Here is a 20,128-nt window from a genome sequence, read left to right as displayed (position 1 = left end):
GTGCAGAGCGTGAACGAGTTACCGGCACCATCCGGCAGGGCTTCTTCGAAGGTCAGACGAACTTCCAGATCATCCGCAACATTCGCGGCACCAAGGCGGCAGGGTACAAAGACGGCATCTTGGCCACCACCAACCGCAATGCCAGCACCGTCGTGCACACCGCTATTCAGCATGTGTCTTCCCAGGCCCGGATGGAGGTGGCCAAGGCCAACACGGATATAGTGGAAGAGATCCAGATGGTGGCCACGCTGGACAGTAAGACCAGTCAGCAATGTCGGTCGATGGACAAACGACGGTTTCCGGTTGATTCGGGGCCTAGGCCACCGTTTCACCCTAACTGCCGAACCACCTTCATTCTGCTGACCAAGCTCAGTGAGATGTTCGCCAAAGGTGCTACCCGCGCTTCAGTGGGTGCCGATGGCGGCCAGCAGGTCAGTGCGAGCCTGGATTACTACCACTGGCTCCAGCAGCAGCCAGCCTCGTTCCAGGATGTCGCCATAGGCCCCGTCCGCGCCAAACTGTTCCGGGAGGGCGGGCTGACCGTCGAGCGCTTCACTGAGTTGCAGCTTGATCGCAACTTTGCGCCGCTGACTCTGGTGCAGATGAAGGGGCTGGAGCCGCTTGCCTTCGAGCGAGCAGGGATCTAACCGAACAAATTCAGTCAGCCGCCTCCGGGCGGTTTTTTATTGCCTGCAAAGCGGGCGAACAAACCCAAGGGGTGCATCAACGTGGCAGAAGAAAACGAAATCGACCTGGAGAACCCGGCAATCAAGGCCGCTATCGCGACTGCCGTTGAAGCATCTGTGTCTGGTCTCAAAACCAAGAACTCGGAGCTTCTAGGCAAGCTGAAGGAAACCTCCGGCAAGCTGACCCAGTTCGAAACCCAGTTTGAAGGCATCGATATTGACGCCGTCAAAGGCCTGCTCAGCCGCGCCGGGCAGGACGAAGAAACCAAGCTGCTGACCGAGGGTAAGGTGGACGAGGTGTTCAATAAGCGCACAGAGCGTCTGCGTGGCGAGCACGACAAGCAACTGAAGACGCTCGCCGGTCGCGCTGAGAAGGCTGAAGCCTTCGCCGCGAAGTTCCAGGGCAAAGTCCTGGGCGACTCGGTACGCGGTGCAGCACTGAAAGCCGGCGCATTGCCGGAAGCAACCGACGACATCATCTTGCGCGCCAAGGGCGTGTTCTCGCTGAACGAAGAGGGTGAAGCGGTCGCCGTTGACGAGAATGGCCAGACCATCCTCGGCAAAGACGGCAAGACCCCTCTGACCCCGCTCGAATGGGCGGAATCCTTGCGTGAAAGCGCACCCCACCTGTGGCCAAGGGCCTCAGGGACACAAGCCCCGGGCGGGGGTGGCGGCCAGGCTGCATCCAAGCGCTCCGAAATGACCTCCGAGCAAAAGCGCGATTTCCAGCGCAAGCACGGCCAAACCGCATACCTCGCATTGCCCAAATAAGGGGAAAAACCCATGGCTACAACTGTCAACAGCGACCTGATCATCTACAACGATGAGGCGCAAACCGCATACCTGGAGCGCATTCAGGACAACCTGGACGTGTTCAACTCATCGTCCAACGGCGCGATCGTTCTCGACAACGAGCTGATCCAGGGTGACTTCCGCAAGCGTGCTTTCTACAAGCTCGGCGGCGGCCTGGAACACCGTGATGTGAACTCCGAAGGCAAAGTTACCGCTAAGAAGATCGGCGCTGGCGAGGCCGTTGGCGTCAAGGCCCCATGGAAGTACGGCCCGTACCAGACCACCGAAGAGGCTTTCAAGCGTCGCGGCCGTCCGGTGGAGGAGTTCTCCCAGATCATCGGTGCCGACGTGGCCGATGCCACTATCGAGGGCTTCATCGAGTACGCCACCGGCGCGCTCAAGGCTGCCATCGGCTCCAACGCTGGGATGGTGGTCTCCGCCAACATCGAAACCGACAGCAAGAAGACCCTGACTCGCGGCATGCGCAAGTTTGGCGACAAGTTTGGCCGCATCGCGTTGTGGGTTATGCACTCGTCGGCCTACTTCGACATCGTTGACGAGGCCATCACCAACAAGATCTATGAAGAGGCTGGTGTCGTGATCTACGGCGGCCTGCCTGGCACCCTGGGCAAACCGGTGCTGGTCACCGATAAGGCGCCGGTGGACGCCATCTTCGGCCTTCTGCCAAACGCCGTGGTCATCACCGAATCCCAGGCCCCAGGTTTCCGCTCGTACGACGTGAACGACGAAGAGAACTTGGCGATCGGCTACCGCGCCGAGGGCACCGTCAATATTGACGTGCTGGGCTACAGCTGGAAAGAGTCCACCGGCGGCTCTAACCCAACACTGGCTGCCGTCGGCTCTGCTGCGAACTGGGTTAAGCACTCGGACAGCAACAAGGTCACCGCCGGCGTAATGATCACCCTCACCACCACCCCACCAGCAGGCGGCTAATACCGTCCTAACGGCGCGGCCAGCAATGGCCGCCATGGAGAGAATCATGGAACTCGTTTACAGCAACCAGTTGGGCGACTTCGACCCGAATAAGCGCTACCGAAACCCTGAACTGTTCCGCTCGGTGGAGCGCGGCGTGACCAAGGTCATCATTGTCGGCGACTATCCCGACATCAAGGACGCGTACGACGCCGCCGAGATCGAGGTGGAGGTGCTGACCCGCAAGACTCCGGTCACCTCCGCTGCTGGCAAGGCAAAGACTGCCAAGGACATAGTACCCGCCGGCAAGGAGAAGACGGGCAAAAACGTGCTGACCGGTGGCACCAACGGCACCATCAAGGACGGCACCGAAGATGAACCGGTCTACATTCCGAAGCTGGAATCCAACGACCAGTGGATCATCATCACCCGCGACGGTGTACGCTTTGGCGAGTTCGTCGGCACTGCCGATGAAGCGAAGGCCGAGGCTGACCGCCTGAACGAAATCAAGGAGTAATCATGCTCATCATCGAGGACGGCACCGGCAAGCCTGACGCCGAAAGCTACGCGAGCGCTGAAGAACTGGCCCTGTATGCCGTGAAGTTCGGCACGGTAATCCCTGTGGGCGCTCTTGAGCAGGAAGCGTTGCTGCGCCGGGCCGCCTTGGTGATGGATGGCATGACCTGGAAGGGCCGCAAGTCGAACAGCGAGCAGGCCCTGTCCTGGCCGCGCCGGGGAGTGCTGCTGGATCACGAGATCAAGCCGAACAACTACCTGCCGGCGCGCATCCAGTACGGTCAGATGGCCCTGGCCGCTGAGATTTATCAGGACGATATCGACCCGGTGGAGAAGCGCAAAGGCGCCGTGCTGCTCGATCGTGTTGAGGGCGCGGTGACGCGGCAGTACGCAGCGATCCCCTCCACCAGCAACCGACTGCTGCCAGCGGCGCCGGATCGGCCGAGCGCAACGCAGTTTGCCGACTACCTACTCAAGCGGGGGTTGTTTGCGGTTCGAGCATGAAGTCAAATAGGGCCTAATTCACGAAATGGAGCTTCAAATGAGTAAGGTTCTCAGCGATCAAGAGGCGGCATGGATTGGCTTCGCATCAGCGGCCTTGAATGGATATCTGGCTTCTGGAAAATACGATTCTAATGCTGCGATGAAGGCGGCGGAACAGGCAGACAAGCTTCTGGAGGAGTTCGAGGGGCGAGTCAAAGCCGCAAACGGAAAGTAATACTTTTTAGAGCCCAGCCATAGCGCTGGGCTTTTCACATCTGGAGCCCTTATGGCCTTCTACGACGAAATGGCCGTGATGGCTCTGGATATGATCACAGAGTTCGGCCAGCCCGTGACCATCAGCAAGACTGAACCGGGCGAGTACGACCCGGAAACGGGCGGCGAAGCACCTGGCTCCACCGTCGAGCAAATCGCCCAAGGCATCCTGCTCGACTTCACCGGCCAAGATTTCCAGAACAACAGCCTCATCAAACAAGGCGACAAGAAGCTCAAGATCGCTGCGCAGGGCTTGGGCTGGGTGCCCGGCCTGCTCGACAAAGTGGCTGCCCAGGGCCGCACCTGGGCAATCGTCCCGCCGCTGAAAGAGGTCAACCCCGCCGGCACGCCGATCCTGTACGAATTGCAGGTGCGGTCATGACGAGCAAGTACGCGAGCATGAACGGCAGTTTCGCCGAGAATATCCGCGACTTCGCCGAGCGTGCCCAGGCCGGTATCGACGCAACTATCCGCGAGATCGTTATCGAGCTCGGCAGCAGCGTCATCCGCATGTCGCCCGTGGGCAATCCCGAAATCTGGGCTGCGAACGTTGCTCACCGCCAGACCAACACCCGCGCAGCCGACGACTACGACTTCAAGGTCGCGGTTCGCAACACGATCATCAACCTCAACGAGTCGAATTTCACGAAGGCCGGCAAGCTGCGGCGCGGCGTGAAATATGCCAAACCCCTGACAAAGACCGAGCGCGACCTGAACTTCAATGTGAATGGCTTGGTGGTGGGCAAGGATTACGTCGGCGGGAGGTTCCGTGGGAACTGGCAGTTTTCCATCGGCACGCCGGCGGAGGGCACGCTTGACCAGGTCGATCCGGCTGGTGGCGTGACGCTGGCTAAGCTGCGACTGCAAGTCCAGGCACTGACGGCTGGCGAGACGGCCTACATCGTGAACAATCTGCCCTATGGCGTGCCGCTGGAATACGGACACTCCACACAAGCGCCCGGCGGCATGGTTCGAATTACCCTGGCCCGCTTCCAGCAGATCGTCGACCAAGCCACAAGGAACAATCAGGTATGAGCCACGCCATCATCGCCTCAATATACGAGGCCAAGCTGCTTGCATGGAGCAAGGCGAGGGCAGAACCCATCAAGGTCGTGTTTGAGAATATGCAGTATGACCCTGCGGACGGCGAGACATATCTGCGGGCGTTTATGCTCCCAGGCGATACCGAAAGCAGCACGCTTGCCGGCGATCACCGTGCTTTCATCGGCGTCTACCAGGTCAGCATTGTGGCACCGGCCGGCACCGGCAAGACCAAGACGAACCCACTTGTGGCCGAGTTGACCACGCTATTCCCGCTTTACGCGCGAGACACAAAGGCAGGCTTTACCGTCGTTATGATGTCGCCAGTTGATCCTGGCCCAGGCATCACAGACCCGCCTACATACACGGTGCCGGTGTCGTTCGAGTACCGAGCCGACACCGCATGATCCTAAACGGTAGACTCCCTTCATGAATTGGTTTGGGAATACCTGCGATGGACGAAATCAGGAAGCAGCGGCTTCAATATCTAAGTGAGTGGGTAGAGGACCACTGCTATAGGAATCGCGAAGAAATCGGCTTGAGCGAGCGGTGCTTATGCGTCGGATGCGGTCTTTGGCTTGTACCCACTGAAATTATAAAGTGGTACGAGGATAAGCATGCCTGCTGTCCAGGCTGTGGCCTTACCGGTGTGGTCGTAGGTTCGAAATCCGGTATCCCTTTGGACGAGGTCCGAAGCAATATGAAAGTCGATTAGTAACAAACAACATTTAGCCCGTTGGGCAAACCCCGAAACCCGTCTCTGTGCGGGTTTTGTCATTTCTGAAAAGAGGAAACACCCATGGCCGTCTTTCTGCCGAATGGCTCTACCGTCGTGGTCGCATCCGGCTACGGCAATCCAATCGTCGTCACCGCGATCACCAATGCTCTCGAAGCGTCCGTGTCGGCGGCGGCTCACGGCCTGAAGGCGGGCGATTTCGTTGAGGTAACTTCTGGTTGGGCGCGGTTGAACAATCGCGTACTGCGTGTGAAAACCGCTACCGCTGACGCGTTTGTCCTTGAAAAGGCAAACACGCTCAACGTTGCGCGCTATGTCGTGGGCGGCGGCGCTGGGTCTGTGCGCAAGATTACGGACTGGGTGCCCGTCAGCCAGGTGACTGAATCCGCGAAGTCCGGCGGTGATCAGCAGAACGCAACCTACTCCTTTCTGGAAGAGGATGACGAGCATCAGATCCCGACGACTAAGTCGGCGATCTCGTTCACGCTGACTCTGGCAGACGACCCCGATCTGCCGCACAACGACGTGCTGATTGAGGCGGATGACGACAAGAAGCCTCGGGCCGTCAAGGTAAATCTCGCCGCTGGCGGCTGCATTGTCTACAACGCTTATGCCTCGTTCGACAATGTGCCGTCCCTCAACAAGAACAACATCATGACCGTGACCGCAGTGTTTGCGGTCGTCGCCAAATTCATTCGCTACGCGTCGTAAAGGAAGGGCTCATGGCCAAGTTCAAATTGATCCAGAAGCCAACCTTCAAGGCGCCGGTGATGATCCAGCGCGCCGGTTATAGCGCTGAGAAGGTGGAGTTTGAGTTCAAGTACCTGGACCGTACCGCACTGGCTGAGCTGTACACCGGCTGGAACGAGCGGCACGACGAGCTGGGCAAGCAGGTAGGTGATATGGACCTCAAGGCATTCACGGCTGCTCAGATCGATCTGCAGGCCGACCAGTTGCTTGATGTCGTCGTCGGCTGGGATATCGAGGAGAAGTTCACGCCTGAAAACGTACGCATCCTCGTCAACTCGATCAACTCGGCACCCAAGGCCGTGCTGAATGCCTACGCCGAAGCTTTCAATGAGGCCCGCCTGGGAAACTCCTAAGCGCTGCACGCGCGCTCTATGAGCCGACACTGGATGGCACGGATGCCTTCGGCTTTACTGCGGACGACTACGCCACAGAGGTAGGCATCTGGCCCGACAACTGGGAGGCCTTCAAAGTCTTCGAGGCCATGAGCACCCAGTGGCGTACAGGCGCGTGCGGCGCCACCGGCATGGACTACAGCGTTCTCCCCGGTGTGATTCGGATATGTGGCGTACCGATCAGTCAGCGACAAACCATTTTCAGCGACTTCCGGCGGATGGAGGCTGAAGCCCTGCAGGTGATGGCGGAACAGAGAGAAAACAAATGAGCACCAATTTCGCTTCCCTGGGTATTGCGGTCGAGTCGTCGCAGGCCGCAAAGGCTGCAGATGATCTGGATAAGCTGGTCGATTCCGCTGAAGGTGCTCAGAAGGCCATTGATGACCTGGGCAAAACAGGCGAAGGCCTGGCCAATACCGGTAAAAAGGTTTCTCAGGCAGAAGCGGACGTTGCGCAAAGCATCGATAAATCGACGGCTGCGAGGGACCGTCAAGCCGGGGCAAGCCGCAAGGCAGCCGACAGCGCGGTAGCTGAGATCAATGTCATCAGCCAGCTCGACAAGGCAATGACCGGCAACATTACCAGCATGGAGTCGTTGATCCAGGCTGAGGGCTTGCTCGAGCGTGCCAAGAAAGGTGGACTGATAACGATAGAGGACCAGGTCAAGTATCAGGATCAGTTGGGGAAGGCCCATGACAGGCTTGAAAAGGCTGAAGCCAAAGAACTGGCGCAGAAGCAGCGCCTGATAGAGGTTGAGGGCCGACGGATCGAAGCGCTGAAGCGCACCGTGAATGGAATCGACCCCTTAACCTCCAAGCTGGCGAAACTTGAAGAGCGTGAGCGAGCACTCAACGAGCTTCATAGGCTAGGCGAGACTGACGCCAACCGCTACAACGAAGCTTTGGCAAAAATCGGCAAGGACCGTGCCGGGCTGACAGCTACGGAAACCGCGTTCGACAAGTTGAAACTTGGCACTCGTCAGGCCCAAGAGAACGTGATGCAGCTCGCCAACGCCCTGCAATCGGGTGATCTGGGTAGTGGGGCTCGTGCTATCGCCCAGTTGAGTGCTGGAGCGGGAGAATCTGCTAAAAGTCTCGCTGGCATGATCATTCCTGCCGGATTGCTCGTTGCAATAATCGGGTCACTCGCATATGCATACCTTGATGCGATGAAACAGGCGCGTGAGTTCAATGCCGCTATCAATGGAGGCACCAACGGGGCCGGTCAGACAATCGCCAGCTTGAAGGATATGGCCGACGGCGCTGGGCGTGTCACCGGGAACCTGTCTGGTGCGCGAGAGGCCGTTGTGTCGCTTGCATCGGGGGCCGCCACAAGCGGCACGCAGATGCGAAACCTGGCTGAGGCTGCGGCGGCGATCAGCGAGATCACGGGGCAGGGGGCTGGTGAGCTTGCAAAGTCGTTCGCCACCGCCGGCGATACTGCGACGGAAGCTGCGGGGAAGATCAATAGCCAGTATGGGCTGCTCACCCTCGAGCAGTACCAAGTGATCAAGGGGCTGGATGACCAAGGCGACAGCCAGCGTGCCCTGAATGTGCTCAGCGAAGATTTGAATCAGGCCGCCCTGGCGCGCCTGAAGACCTACCGCGAGTCGTTATCCGACGTGGAGCGCGACTGGGACAGGATCAAAACCGCAATCAAAGGCGCGTACGCAGAAGTCCGGTCGGAGATATTTCCTGACCTTGCCAAGCAGATCGAGATCACCCAGCGCGTTCTGGATACCCGCAAGGGCGGCGGAATTGCGGGCGCCATCTCTAACGGTCTCAGTTCCTTGAACTCGGCTCTCGGTCTGGGCACCGGTGAGCATGACGACTCAACTGAGGCGCTTGAGAAAAAACTTGCCGACCTGAAGGCCAGGCAGGCTGCCAGTTCTAACCTGGCAATCGTCACGGGTGAAAACGCCGACGCAAACCAGAAGGCAATCGAGGCTCAGAAAGCGCTGGACGCGCAACTCGACAACGTCAACCCTCTGAACAAGCGTAAAGCGGGACTGGAAAAGCTCAACAACCAGTTCAAAGCGCTCTACGAAAATGCCGAAAAGGCCGGACAGAAGTCGCCACTGCTTGACGGTGTGAGCTACGACGGCAAAAAGTTTTCCGGTGGCGCGTACGACATTCTTTTGAAAGGCCTTGAGGATAAAGACAAGGACCCGAAAATCGCCGGGGCCCAGGTTGATCTGACCAGCTTCAACAGCGCCAAAAACGAACTGGCGGCCATCACCGACACCTACAAAAACTACCAGAAGGAACTGGAATCGGCGCAGAAGGCAGGCCTGCTGTCGGAGGAAGACTATCTGCTGCGGCGCCAGGCGCTGATCGGCAACCAACTCGACCAAACGACGGCAGCTTACGAGGCCGAGATTGCCGCGCTGGAAGCCGCCAAGGGCAAGAAGACAACGTCAGCCGCGCAAAGCATCCAGTTAGACCAGAAGATCGCTGACGCGCGCGCAGGGATGGTCAAGGCACAGAAAGACGCTGACAGCCAGCTTGAGGTCTTGGCGACCAACGAGACCGGGAGACTCGCCAAGCAGGAGCAGGCGATCAGTACATATGTGCAGGCGCTCGAGCAACAACAGCGCGCCCTGGAGCTTGCCGGGCAGCGCGCCGTGATTGGCGTAGGCCAGGGTGACCGTCAGAACGCACTCAGCGGCGAACTGAACAACCAACAGGACCGATTTGCTCAACAGTCGCTGGAGCTTGCCAACCAGAAGTCTGACCCGTCGCGGAACATGTCGGAGGAAGAGTTCAAGCGTAAGTCGCAAGCGCTCGCCGACGCGAATAAAGCTGCCACTGACCAGATTCGGCAGAACTACGCGGATGTGGAGAGCGCCCAGGGCGACTGGACGAAGGGCGCGACAGCGGCTTGGGACAACTATTTGGATTCGGCGCGGAACATCGCCGGGCAGACGAAAAGCCTGTTCGGCAACGCCTTCAGTTCGATGGAAGACGCGGTAGTCAACTTCGCCATGACTGGTAAAGCATCGTTCTCGGACTTTGCAAAATCGATCCTGGCTGACATGGCGCGCATAGCAACGCGTCAGGCCAGCTCGGCATTACTGAGCAGCCTGGTGGGTTCCGCGGCGAGTTACTTGGGCGGCAGTGCCGCCGGTGGCAACGGACTGACGGCTGGGTCTGCTGGTGCCGCGTCTTCAAACCTTGGGGCCTCGGCTGGCGGCTATTCCGGCACCTACTTCCCGCAAGCATTGGGCGGCGCCTGGTCGGGCGGTGTGCAGATGTTCGCCGACGGCGGCGCTTTCACCAACTCGGTCGTCAGTAAACCCACAGCTTTTGGCATGGCCAACGGCAAAACCGGCGTTATGGGGGAGGCTGGAGCAGAGGCGATCATGCCACTGACTCGCACATCCAGCGGCAAGCTGGGTGTTATGGCCATGGGCGGTGGCGGGGCGGGTGCAACGCAGATCAACGTCGCGGTGCATATCGACGGAGACGGCAACGCATCATCCTCCGCCGACGCGCCTGGCTACGACCTGTTCGGCAAGGAGCTGGCGGCTTTTGTGGAGCAGAAGTACCAGCAGATGCGCAACAAGGACATGGGCCAGGGCGGCGTTATCAACAAAGCAATCAAGGGGCGCTGATGGCAATCGAACGATTTACATGGGCAACGGAGAAGGGCGCGGAAGGGGAGATTACCCAGCGCGTCCGGACCAAAAAGTTCGGCGATGGCTATGAGCAGTCGGTCGAGGACGGACTGAACAATCAGTCGGAATCCTGGCCGGTGACGTTTACCGGTATGGGCACGCGAATCCTGGAGATCAGGAAGTTCCTCGACAGGCATAAGGGGGCAAAAGGCTTTCTCTGGACGCCGCCCCTCGGCGAGCTTGGCCTCTACAAGTGCAACGGCTACAAGCCAGTGCACCGCGGCGGCCAGGTCTACGCCATCACCGCTACCTTCCAGCAAACCTTTCATCCCTGAGATAACCGCCCATGGCACTGATCACGGACATCCAGAAACTGGAGCCCGGCGGCGAGATTCGCCTGTTCGAAATTGACGGTACCGAATACGGCGCCGATTACCTGCGCTTCCACGGTCATGCTATCCCGCACACGCCAGAGGAATTGCTGGCCTACGAGGGCTCAGAAGAGGAACTGCCCGCCAAGTCGATTATCTGGCAGGGCCAGGAGTACGCGGCCTGGCCGGTGCAGATTGAGGGTATCTCCTCGAGCAGCGACGGCACCGCCTCTCGGCCGACTTTCGCTGCCGCCAACGTCAACGGGCGCGTCACGGCGTTGTGCCTGGCCTTCGAGGATATGCTCAAGTTCAAGCTGACTGTCCGCGAGACGCTGGCCCAGTACCTAGACGCCGCCAATTTCCCCGAGGGCAACCCAACTGCTGACCCGACCCAGGAAGCACTGGAAATCTGGTACATCGACCAGAAGACCAGCGAGGACGGCGAGGCGGTGGTCTGGGAGCTGTCGTCTCCTGGGGAGATCGACAACCATGGACTTCCCGGGCGCCAGATGACGACGTTCTGCCACTGGGCCATGACCAATGGTTACCGAGGGCCGGACTGCGGCTACACCGGCGCGGCCATGTTCGACGACGAGGACAATCCCACGGATGACCCGGCTAAGGATCAGTGCAAGGGCTGTCTGTCGTCCTGCAAGTTGCGCTTCGGCGAGAACAACGAACTGTCCTTTGGCGGATTCCCCGCCGTGTCTCTCATTGCCCGGAGCTGACCATGCGCAAGCACATCATTGCGGCTATCCAGGCGCATGCGGCGGCGGAGTATCCGCGAGAGTGCTGCGGCCTGCTGTTGGCCGTGGGCCGCGCACAGAAATACTTCCCGTGCCGGAACATAGCCAAGGAGCCGAACGAAGAGTTCCGGCTCGACCCCGAGGACTACGCCGCGGCGGAGGACCTGGGTGACGTGATCGGCATCGTCCACTCGCACCCGGACGCCACCAGCAGGCCGTCACCGCACGACCTGGCCATGTGTGAAGCCACGGCCTTGCCCTGGCACATTCTGTCCTGGCCCGAGGGCGACATGCGCACGATCATGCCAACGGGCAGCACGCCGCTGCTCAAGCGCCCGTTCGTGCATGGGGCCTGGGATTGCTGGCAAGTCTGCGCTGATTGGTACCAGCGCGAGTCGGGGCTGGAATTCGAGGCCTTCCAGCGCGCCGATGGCTGGTGGGAGAGTGCGGAGAGCGCGAGCCTGTACGAACAGCACTACGAGGCGGCGGGATTTGAGCGAGTAGACAGCCCACAGCGCGGCGACATGATCGTCATGCAGGTTGGCCGGACGGCCCACCCGAACCACGCTGGCATATACCTTGGCACCGATCCGTCACTGCCTGGTGAGGATTCAGGTGTTTTCGGCCCAGGCCCGTTCCTGCTGCACCACCTGTATGGCCGGCCGTCGGAAATCATCGTCTTTGGCGGCCCCTGGCATGACCGGACACGCCTAATCCTCAGGCACAAAGACGCAACACAACCAACATGACGCGGCCGGGCCGCAGGAGTGGGTATGAAGAAGATTGATCAGTTCAGCCCGGCAATCGCTTGGCGCCCAGGTTTCACTAACCCTGAGCGCGAGCCGGTCGAAGTAGATGTCCAGGATGGGCGCGCTGAATATGTACTCAGCGGCCCGTACAGGATGGCAGAGGGCGCCAAAATAGAAATTATTGGCGGGAAAGTTCTATGGTCGAGCGGGCGGAGTCGCCCGAGTTAAGCCGGTAAACAGACGAACGATATCACCGGCAGCGCCTTTGAACTGAGAGTCATAAGCCTGGATCAAGCCTACTTCACCACCATCAGCGTTTAGCGCGGACATTGTGTCCTCAAAGCCTAGAGTCGTCATGAAGGTGACAATGCCTCTCGCCTCAGCGACACCATTCACAGAGATGTCCACTGCCTTTGCGATGACCTCGGGATCGTTGGTAATCAGCACGTACGGGAATATGGTTTGTCCTGGATGCATTTCACTTTCCTTGCGTTGTCCGCGCCGATATTGGCGCAATCCCAGTCCTTGGGCTTGCAGGCGAAGGACTGGGGAATCCTTGCGTGTGGCAGGAGGCTACTACTGAGGGGAGGGTTGGCGTTACTGGATATTCGTACAAGTCTGAGATGTTTAAGTCTTCAGCGTTTCGTGCTAATAGTTGATGTCGTTTTGATGTCAAAAATGAGGCTCAGATGAATATGGAAGAAGGCGTAAAGATAAAAGCAGTATGTGTTTATTTCGAGCAAGACGATTTCAGGCGATTACTGCAGTCGCATGAGCTCGCGATCCCGCTCGGAGAAATCCCACTATTCAAGCTCGCAGGCTTACAGTACGCGGTCATATGCTATGGCCATATTCCTTCGTGGGTCGCGAAAGTGAGAGAGGTACTTCTTCCAGAAAGAGAGGGTGGATTGGTGTGCGCCAGGGTTTCGGAGGTGCGCTCTCTTTCCTGGGGTAATCCCGAGGTTCCTAAAGCCTTCAGGGATCATCCGCTTGAGAAAATGAAACCCGCAATTTGCGAATTCCCAGATGAGACATTTTTTAATCTCGGTGAAATCGTTCAACTTCAGCCAGGATTGCATCAACACGGTTTTTTGTCATTAGAAAGGGCGGTTGAGCAGTTAGCCGAAGCATATCGAGTAGACCCGTCCCAAGTGAAGATATCGATATCAGCTAAAAAGTAATTTTCTATTCGCTGAAGCCCAGCCACGCTGGGCTTTTTGCATCCTACCCCTCAGTGCTACAGTCCCGCCAAACCAAAGAGGGAACGACATGCGGATTTTGATAGCGGTGGTAGCGGTGGCGATGCTGGCGGGGTGCATGGCACCTACGATGAACGAAGCGCGCCAGGAGGGTCCTTACAAGGTGCTGACCTCGAAAAAAACCGACGCCGCGCTGGCTAAGTGTGTTCATTACGAGTGGCAGAACCAGCCGATCTTCGGCGGCACATCTGGTGCAACTCTTCAGCCAGGGCGCGACACCGGGTACACGGTATTCACCGAGGGGGCGCAGTACTTCGTTGACATCCAGCCCAAGGGCTCAGGGTCCGAAGCGAAGTATTACGTCGTGGTTGGCAACTGGATCGCCAATAAACGGCTTTCTGCGCTGCAAGGCTGCCTCTAGCGGCAGAACAAATTTTTCAAGGCTCGCTTCGGCGGGCCTTTTTATCGCCTGGAGAAAAAGCACATGGCGGCACTTGCCATCAATTATCAGCCTATGACCACGATTCTGCTCTATGGCCAGCTCCGGAAGTTTGGGCGGTCTTTCCGGATGGCGGTGAGGACACCTGCAGAGGCGGTGAAAGCCCTGTGCGTGCAGATCCCAGGCTTCGAGCGCTTCCTATCTAACGCCAAATTCCGTGGGATTGAGTTCGCCGTATTTCGCGGAAAGGCAAACCTGACGGAGAAGGAACTTGGATTCACGGGCGAGGGTGATATTCGCATTGCTCCGGTGATAACCGGCAGTAAGCGCGGCGGCGCACTGCAAACCATTGTCGGGGCAGTGCTGATCGTTGTCGGCCTCGTCATCACCGGCGGCACATTCGGCGCAGGGGCACCATTCGGTTCCGCGCTGATCATGATGGGCGGCTCGATGGTGCTGGGCGGCGTGATCCAAATGCTCAGCCCCCAGGCCGGGGGCCTAAAGACAAGCGCCGCGCCAGAAAATACTCCCGGCTATGCCTTCGGCAGCGCGAAGAACACCACCGCATCTGGTAACCCGGTCCCGCTCTGCATTGGCGAGCGCCGTTGGGGCGGGGCGATCATCAGCGCCGCTATTTACGCCGAAGACCAGATGTAACGACGACCCGCAACACAGCAGCCGGCCGCGAGCCGGTTTTTTATTGCCTGGAGAAAAGCATGGGCGCAGCACGCAAGTTTGATATCCACGGCGCCAAGGGCGGCGAAGAGAAAGCAAAAACGCCAACGGAAGCCCCGGACAGCCTGCGCTCTGTCGCCATTGCCAAGATGCTGATCGCTGTAGGGGAGGGAGAGTTCGAAGGAACACCAACCGCCAAGGACATCTACCTCGACAACACCCCACTGCAAGACCCTCAGGGGAACATGAACTTCCCGAACGTGAAGTGGGAATGGCGTACTGGCGCGGTCGACCAGACCTATATCCAGGGTATTCCGTCCGTCGAGAACGAGACCACCATCAACACGGAGCTGCGTAGCGGCACGCCGTGGGTTCGGGCGATTAGCAACACTCAGCTTTCCGCTGTGCGCGTTCGATTCGCATGGCCAGCACTGCAATCCGTCGATGCGGACAACAACATCAACGGCTACCGCATTGAGTACAAGGTCGAGCTGGCCACCGATGGCGGCGCTTACAAGCAGGTGCTGAGTGAGGCTGTCGACGGTAAGACCACCAGCACCTATGAGCGCACTCGTCGCATTGATTTGCCCAAGGCAGCTACCGGTTGGCTGATGCGCATCACCCGTCTGACTATCAACCAGAACAACAACAAAATCTCGGACACGATGCAGATCGCCGGCTTCACTGAGGTGATCGACGCGAAAATTCGCTACCCGAATACCGCGCTTCTCTACATCGAGTTCTCGGCAGAGCAGTTCCGCAGCATCCCGGCGGTGACCGTGGGCTGCAAGGCTAGAAAATGGTCAGTACCGAGCAACTATGACCCCGCATCGCGCACATACAGCGGCGTATGGGACGGTACCTTCAAGGAGGCCTACACCAACAATCCGACCTGGGCGACTCTCGGCATCACCACGAACGACCGTTTCGGCCTCGGTCGCCGCATCAAGCCGTGGATGGTGGACAAGTGGGAGTTGTACCGGATCTCGCAGTACTGCGACCAGCTGGTGCCGGACGGGAAGGGTGGCCAGGAGCCGCGCTTTATCTGCAACTTGAACCTGCAGAGCAAGGCTGATGCCTGGTCGCTGCTGCGCGATATCTCGGCGATCTACCGAGGGATGACCTACTGGGCTCAGGGCCAGGTATTCACCCTGTCGGATATGCCGCGAGCCACGGACTTCGACTTCGCTTACACCCGCGCAAACGTGCTCGATGGCAAGTTCACCTATTCCAGCGCGTCGGAGCGCACCCGCTATACCCGCGCGCTGGTCAGTTACGACAACCCGCTGAACAACTACGACACCGATGTCACAGCCGTGACTGACCAGAAGCTGCAGCGGCGCTATGGCGACAATCCGTTGGAGATCAGCGCGATTGGCTGCACCCGCGAATCCGAGGCCCAGCGCCGTGGTAAGTGGGCGCTGCTCACAAACTCCAAGGATCGGGCAGTCACCTTCAAGGTCGGCCTCGACGGGCGCATTCCGCTGCCTGGCTACGTAATCCCGATCGCTGACGAACTGCTGGCCGGTCGGCCGGTGGGCGGGCGCATCTCGGCTGTGAATGGCAAGGTCATCACCCTGGACCGCGACACCCAGGCCAAGCCCGGCGACCGGTTGATCCTCAACCTGCCTGATGGCAAGTGTGAGGGGCGGACTGTGCAACTGGTGAGTGGCCGGAAAGTCACGGTGACCGTGGCTTATTCCGTGACGCCCGAAGCTGAACTGGTTTGGGCGCTGGATGCCGACGATTTGGCGATCCCGCTGTATCGGGTCGTGAGCGTGGCCCGGCCAGAGCCTGGCGTGTTCGAGATCTCGGCCGTGCAGTACGACCCGAGCAAGTTTGCGCATATCGACACTGGCGCGCGCTTGGAAGAACGGCCGATCAGCGTTATCCCAATCACCGTGGTTCCGGCGCCGGCCAGCGTCACCCTGACATCGAGCTACGCCGTAAATCAGGGCATCGCAATCAGCACCATGAATATCTCTTGGCCGGCTGTGAACGGCGCGGTCGCGTACGACGTGGAGTGGCGTAAGGACAGCGGCAACTGGATCAAGGTGCAGCGCACTGGCTCGACCAGCGTCGACGTCACCGGCATTTACTCGGGCGCCTACCTGGCCCGCGTGCGGTCGGTGAGTGCGTTCGAAATCTCGTCGATCTGGAAAAGCTCCAACCTGACCAACCTGGAAGGAAAGGTAGGCCTGCCGCCGGCGGTGTCGTTCCTGACCACCACCAGCCTGGTCTACGGCATCGGCATCCAGTGGGGTTTTCCACCTGGTGCGGAGGACACTCAGCGAACAGAGCTCTGGTACAGCCAGTCGGCCGACCTGACGACCGCCGTCAAACTGAGCGACTTCAGCTACCCGCAAGCATCGCACGAGATGCACAGCCTATTGGCCGGGGCGAGCCTGTTCTTCTGGGCGCGCCTGATGGACCGCACCGGCAACGTGGGCCCGTTCTTTCCTGTGCCCGGTGCCGTCAATGGCCAGGCCAGCTCAAAGCAGAGCGATTACGAAGCGTATTACGCGGACAAGATCGGCAAGGGGGCGCTCTACCAGAGTCTGCGCGAAGAGATCGAGTTGATTTCGGGCGATGGGCCAGAGTCGGTGAATGCGCGCCTGAAAGAGGCCAAGGCGGAGCTTGAGGGGTTGCTTGGCCAGATTACCGGTGCGGTGCCATTCGATCCGGACAAGCCGTACCTGGCCGGCTCATTCGTTCAGCGGGACGGCCACATCTACCAAGCCACCCAGGAGGTGCCGGCAGGCGTAACGCCTCCGAATGCGACCTACTGGAAGGACATCGGTACGATCCTGGAAACGACCAACGCGCTCACCCAACAGGTTGCCCTGGTCAGCAACAAGATCGAGGAGATCGACGGAAAGATCGTGGCCACCGCCACCTCGGTGGAGGCTTTGCGCTCTGCTTCTCGTGGTGATGACGGCGCGGGCGACCTGGCCGATGCAATCAAAGGATGGACTTCCACGGCAGATCTTGCCGTTGAGCGTAAAACCCGGGCAACCGAGAACGATGCGCTGGCGCAGCAACTGCTCACCCTGGGCGCGCAGGTTGGCGATAACAAGTCGTCGCTGACCGTTCTGGAGCAGGTGGTAGCCAGCAACCGCGAGACCTCCGCAGCGCAGATCACCAAACTGAACAGCGATCTGTCTGCGGTCGATCAAAAGGCGAACGGCACTGCCCAGGCGCTCACCAGCTTGGATACAAAGGTCACCAACCTCGACGGGAAGATCACATCCCAGGCGTCGAGCAATGAGGCGCTGCGGGCTTCCGTTCGTGGGGACGATGGCTCTGGTGATCTGGCTGGAGCGATCAAAGCATGGGAATCAACTTCGGCCATCAGCACAGAGAAGAAAGTGCGAGCATCTGAAATCGAGGCCCAGGCCAAGGTATCGGAAACGCTGCAGTCGAGCATCGGAGAAACGAGCGCATCTGTCAGATCGGTAAGCGAGACAGTGGTTGGTCTCGACAACAGGGTTTCTGCCCAGGTCACGCTCCAGGCGCAAACCATTGTAGGTGGCAAGCTAGTTACTACCGGTCTCGCCTTCGGCTCAAATGGGTCGCAGTCGGAATTCCTGATCATGGCTCAACGGATGGCGGTCGTGAACGAGATCGACGGCAAGGTCATTCCGATGTTTGTTATCGAGAACGGCCAAGCTGTGTTCAACACCGCGATCATCAGCAAGGCGATCATTCAGGAAATCATCCTCGGCATGGTGCTTCGTTCGCCGACCGTGGACTCGAAAGGGAGGCCTTTGCTGGAAATCAATATCCCGGCGGGCACGTTCACGGTTCGCGGTGAAGGTGCTGACGGTTCAACTCTGCTCGACAATACGGGCCTGGCTGTTTACGACGGAAACGAGAAGCGGCGCGGGAAGTTCGGGAGGATTTCTTGATGGAGGAATATGGCCTGGGAACGTGGGACGGAAACAGCGTTCAGCTGCTCGGCCCCGCTTCATTCACGATGAGGGTGGTGCTATCCACCCTTGTCACTTTCGCCAGCGGCGGGGGAGCTTCGACCCAATCATTCAGTGTTCCTGGCTGCACGCCGGAAAACAGCTTTGCGGTAATCGTGCCTATAGCTGCGTACAACGCAGGCAACCAATTGCACCAAGTTCAATTTGAGCCAGAGATATTGAATGGCTCGGTGCGAGTTTGGCGAGGGCATCGAACAGCTGTGAATGGCTTGTATGCATTCGGAACTCAGCGACTTATCGTGGCGAGGTTCAGGTAATGCGCTACGGGTTTGAGTTCATCAATAATTCCGATGCAGTGACGGTTGACTCGGAGTTTGCTCGCATTGTCGTTCTGTCTAAAGGCCGCTTTATCCCAACCCAAGAGTCAGGAATGGGGTCGATGACTTACTTCGAAAAAGTAGTCACCACTCAGGAGCCGCCGTTGGTTTTCGTAAAGCCGGATCGTGTCGCTGCTGTCGCTGGGCTTTGCAGGGTTCTAATCACGGGATCGGCGGGTAACTGGACGGGTTTCTACGTGCGGGCTTACAACAACGCCACAGCGCAACCAAATGGCAGCTACTTCGTGGCTGCATTTCAGGTGAGCCCCAGTGCCGGGTACGGCGCCCAGCTGTTTGATGCGAATGAAAGTCTGATTTTCGATACCGGTAGTCCTGTCGCCGTGTTCACGAAGTCCTATCAGTCTTGGTCATACGTAACGTCGGGCACGGACTCTCAGGGAATACCCATGGTTTACTTCAGTGTTCCGTTTGATTTTTCTTCGCCGGACTACATGCTGATCAACAATTTCGCGATGGATATGGCCGGCGCACAAACGCGAGATGTCAGCCTGTATTGCTGGTGGGACTTCCCCGGTAATCGACTATGGGCGATCACCATCGGCGCAACAGCTATGAACACCCTGTACCTGCCCGCTGTCTTTGCACGCAGCCAAGCGTAGTTATTAATTGATATAGGGCCCGCCAAGTGCGGGTCTTTCTTTGCCTGGAGATAATAATGACTTCTTGGTTTTCAGAAGGAACCGTAACCGTCACGAATGGCAACGCCACCGTGACAGGCGTAGGTACGAAGTTTTCTAATTGCCGATCCGGCGACATGTTCGTTGGTCCGGATAACGGCATTTATCAAGTCATCAACCCAGCGAGTGACACCTCCTTATCGATCTCGCCCGCTTTTCGCGGAGCAACCGTGGGTGGCGCTGTATACGGCATTGTGCCGGTAAACGGTTACCCCAAGGCGCTGGCTGATGCGGTTAATCAGATGGTGCAGCAGTGGGGTGCTACCTTGGCGGGATTGGGCTCCGTTTCGACAGAGAACATCGTGCCGGTTGCGAAGGGTGGGACAGGAGCTTCGGTACCAGCTGCGGCGCGTGCGAATCTAGGTTTGGGAGCTGCGGCCACAGCCGGTTTTGGTACCGGAGCTGGTCAGGTGCTTTCCGTCCCCATGCTTGGCCTGGGGGCTCGGGAGGCCATTGGGAACAGTTCTATCTACAAGTCCATGAACGTTTGGGAAAGCGGTGTTGGTGTAATTGCTGACGGCACGCAGTTTAGACCTGTGACTTACGGCACGCTGCTAAACATGGCCTTTCCAGGCACAGGAAACCTTGGCTCGCAGCTTTGGATGGGAACCTCTCCAGGAAAGACGCTGGGGTTCCGGAGTGGCGATTACGGCACGGAGAGCTTCAACTTCGTTTACCACACCGGCAACACTACCCGCGCCGCTGACGGCACACTGAAGGCTATTTA

The 20,128-nt window shown here is 58.7% G+C and carries 22 protein-coding genes and 1 pseudogene; 22 read left to right on the top strand and 1 reads right to left on the bottom strand.

All coding sequences use genetic code 11. The annotated features are described in order from the left end of the window. The 16 genes from ACP7B3_RS29390 to ACP7B3_RS29315 form a co-directional block, all read left to right on the top strand. Positions 1–647, top strand: a 647-nt coding sequence (locus ACP7B3_RS29390; RefSeq protein WP_426182900.1) for a minor capsid protein, incomplete at its 5' end; no start/stop codon positions are given. 81 nt (positions 648–728) lie between these two features. Continuing rightward, complete coding sequence (locus tag ACP7B3_RS29385) at positions 729–1,457, top strand: hypothetical protein (RefSeq protein ID WP_212614244.1); 729 nt, start codon at positions 729–731, stop codon at positions 1,455–1,457. Positions 1,458–1,469: 12 nt separating this feature from the next. After that, positions 1,470–2,432 (top strand): major capsid protein, encoded by a 963-nt coding sequence (locus ACP7B3_RS29380; RefSeq protein ID WP_426182896.1) that lies wholly within the window; start codon positions 1,470–1,472, stop codon positions 2,430–2,432. A gap of 46 nt (positions 2,433–2,478) precedes the next feature. Then, positions 2,479–2,928 (top strand): CTP synthase, encoded by a 450-nt coding sequence (locus tag ACP7B3_RS29375; protein ID WP_426182893.1) that lies wholly within the window; start codon positions 2,479–2,481, stop codon positions 2,926–2,928. Then, complete coding sequence (locus tag ACP7B3_RS29370; RefSeq protein WP_426182906.1) at positions 2,928–3,431, top strand: DnaT-like ssDNA-binding protein; 504 nt, start codon at positions 2,928–2,930, stop codon at positions 3,429–3,431. The genes ACP7B3_RS29375 and ACP7B3_RS29370 overlap by 1 nt, the downstream gene beginning before the upstream one ends. 37 nt (positions 3,432–3,468) lie before the next feature. Continuing rightward, positions 3,469–3,645, top strand: a complete 177-nt coding sequence (locus tag ACP7B3_RS29365) for a hypothetical protein (RefSeq protein ID WP_242201025.1) — start codon at positions 3,469–3,471, stop codon at positions 3,643–3,645. A gap of 51 nt (positions 3,646–3,696) precedes the next feature. After that, positions 3,697–4,065, top strand: a complete 369-nt coding sequence (locus ACP7B3_RS29360; RefSeq protein WP_426182890.1) for a hypothetical protein — start codon at positions 3,697–3,699, stop codon at positions 4,063–4,065. Continuing rightward, positions 4,062–4,718: a hypothetical protein gene (locus ACP7B3_RS29355; RefSeq protein ID WP_426182887.1), complete on the top strand. Its 657-nt coding sequence runs from the start codon at positions 4,062–4,064 to the stop codon at positions 4,716–4,718. The genes ACP7B3_RS29360 and ACP7B3_RS29355 overlap by 4 nt, the downstream gene beginning before the upstream one ends. Continuing rightward, positions 4,715–5,131 carry a phage tail terminator-like protein gene (locus ACP7B3_RS29350; RefSeq protein ID WP_426182884.1) on the top strand — a complete coding sequence of 139 codons (417 nt, stop codon included), beginning with the start codon at positions 4,715–4,717 and terminating at the stop codon, positions 5,129–5,131. The genes ACP7B3_RS29355 and ACP7B3_RS29350 overlap by 4 nt, the downstream gene beginning before the upstream one ends. A gap of 392 nt (positions 5,132–5,523) precedes the next feature. Beyond that, positions 5,524–6,171, top strand: a complete 648-nt coding sequence (locus tag ACP7B3_RS29345; RefSeq protein WP_242201017.1) for a phage tail protein — start codon at positions 5,524–5,526, stop codon at positions 6,169–6,171. Between the two features lie 11 nt (positions 6,172–6,182). After that, on the top strand, positions 6,183–6,563 hold the full coding sequence (locus tag ACP7B3_RS29340) for a phage tail assembly chaperone (RefSeq protein ID WP_404487594.1): 381 nt from the start codon (positions 6,183–6,185) through the stop codon (positions 6,561–6,563). A 29-nt stretch (positions 6,564–6,592) separates the two neighbouring features. Further along, on the top strand, positions 6,593–6,871 hold the full coding sequence (locus ACP7B3_RS29335) for a DUF1799 domain-containing protein (RefSeq protein WP_426182903.1): 279 nt from the start codon (positions 6,593–6,595) through the stop codon (positions 6,869–6,871). Next, positions 6,868–10,215: a phage tail tape measure protein gene (locus ACP7B3_RS29330; protein WP_426182880.1), complete on the top strand. Its 3,348-nt coding sequence runs from the start codon at positions 6,868–6,870 to the stop codon at positions 10,213–10,215. The genes ACP7B3_RS29335 and ACP7B3_RS29330 overlap by 4 nt, the downstream gene beginning before the upstream one ends. Beyond that, entirely contained in the window at positions 10,215–10,553 is a 339-nt protein-coding gene (locus tag ACP7B3_RS29325; RefSeq protein ID WP_145163896.1) for a phage tail protein, read from the top strand. The genes ACP7B3_RS29330 and ACP7B3_RS29325 overlap by 1 nt, the downstream gene beginning before the upstream one ends. Positions 10,554–10,564: 11 nt before the next feature. After that, positions 10,565–11,317, top strand: a complete 753-nt coding sequence (locus ACP7B3_RS29320) for a phage minor tail protein L (protein ID WP_426182877.1) — start codon at positions 10,565–10,567, stop codon at positions 11,315–11,317. A gap of 2 nt (positions 11,318–11,319) precedes the next feature. Beyond that, a complete protein-coding gene (locus tag ACP7B3_RS29315) occupies positions 11,320–12,084 on the top strand; it encodes a C40 family peptidase (protein WP_426182874.1) in 765 nt (254 codons plus the stop codon). Positions 12,085–12,279: 195 nt separating this feature from the next. Here the strand turns inward: ACP7B3_RS29315 and ACP7B3_RS29310 are convergent, their stop codons facing one another. After that, positions 12,280–12,561, bottom strand: coding sequence for a hypothetical protein (locus ACP7B3_RS29310; protein ID WP_305428718.1), 282 nt, complete (start codon positions 12,559–12,561; stop codon positions 12,280–12,282). A 212-nt stretch (positions 12,562–12,773) separates the two neighbouring features. Here ACP7B3_RS29310 and ACP7B3_RS29305 point away from each other — a divergent pair, with 212 nt between their 5' ends. The 6 genes and pseudogenes from ACP7B3_RS29305 to ACP7B3_RS29280 all read left to right on the top strand — a co-directional run. Beyond that, entirely contained in the window at positions 12,774–13,265 is a 492-nt protein-coding gene (locus ACP7B3_RS29305; protein WP_426182871.1) for a hypothetical protein, read from the top strand. 88 nt (positions 13,266–13,353) lie between these two features. Then, positions 13,354–13,704: a hypothetical protein gene (locus tag ACP7B3_RS29300; RefSeq protein WP_426182868.1), complete on the top strand. Its 351-nt coding sequence runs from the start codon at positions 13,354–13,356 to the stop codon at positions 13,702–13,704. Positions 13,705–13,767: 63 nt separating this feature from the next. Then, positions 13,768–14,379, top strand: a complete 612-nt coding sequence (locus ACP7B3_RS29295; protein WP_426182865.1) for a tail assembly protein — start codon at positions 13,768–13,770, stop codon at positions 14,377–14,379. A gap of 59 nt (positions 14,380–14,438) precedes the next feature. Further along, positions 14,439–18,305: a TipJ family phage tail tip protein gene (gpJ, locus tag ACP7B3_RS29290; protein ID WP_426182862.1), complete on the top strand. Its 3,867-nt coding sequence runs from the start codon at positions 14,439–14,441 to the stop codon at positions 18,303–18,305. Between the two features lie 337 nt (positions 18,306–18,642). Beyond that, positions 18,643–19,323, top strand: a complete 681-nt coding sequence (locus ACP7B3_RS29285; protein ID WP_426182859.1) for a hypothetical protein — start codon at positions 18,643–18,645, stop codon at positions 19,321–19,323. 56 nt (positions 19,324–19,379) lie between these two features. Further along, a pseudogene (locus ACP7B3_RS29280) lies at positions 19,380–20,128 on the top strand (hypothetical protein); the annotation flags it as partial.

The organism is Pseudomonas sp. TWRC1-2, assembly GCF_049896685.1.
GTDB lineage: Bacteria > Pseudomonadota > Gammaproteobacteria > Pseudomonadales > Pseudomonadaceae > Aquipseudomonas.
The sequence above is the reverse complement of the archived record's forward strand: the minus strand, read 5'-3'. Positions and strand labels throughout refer to the sequence as shown.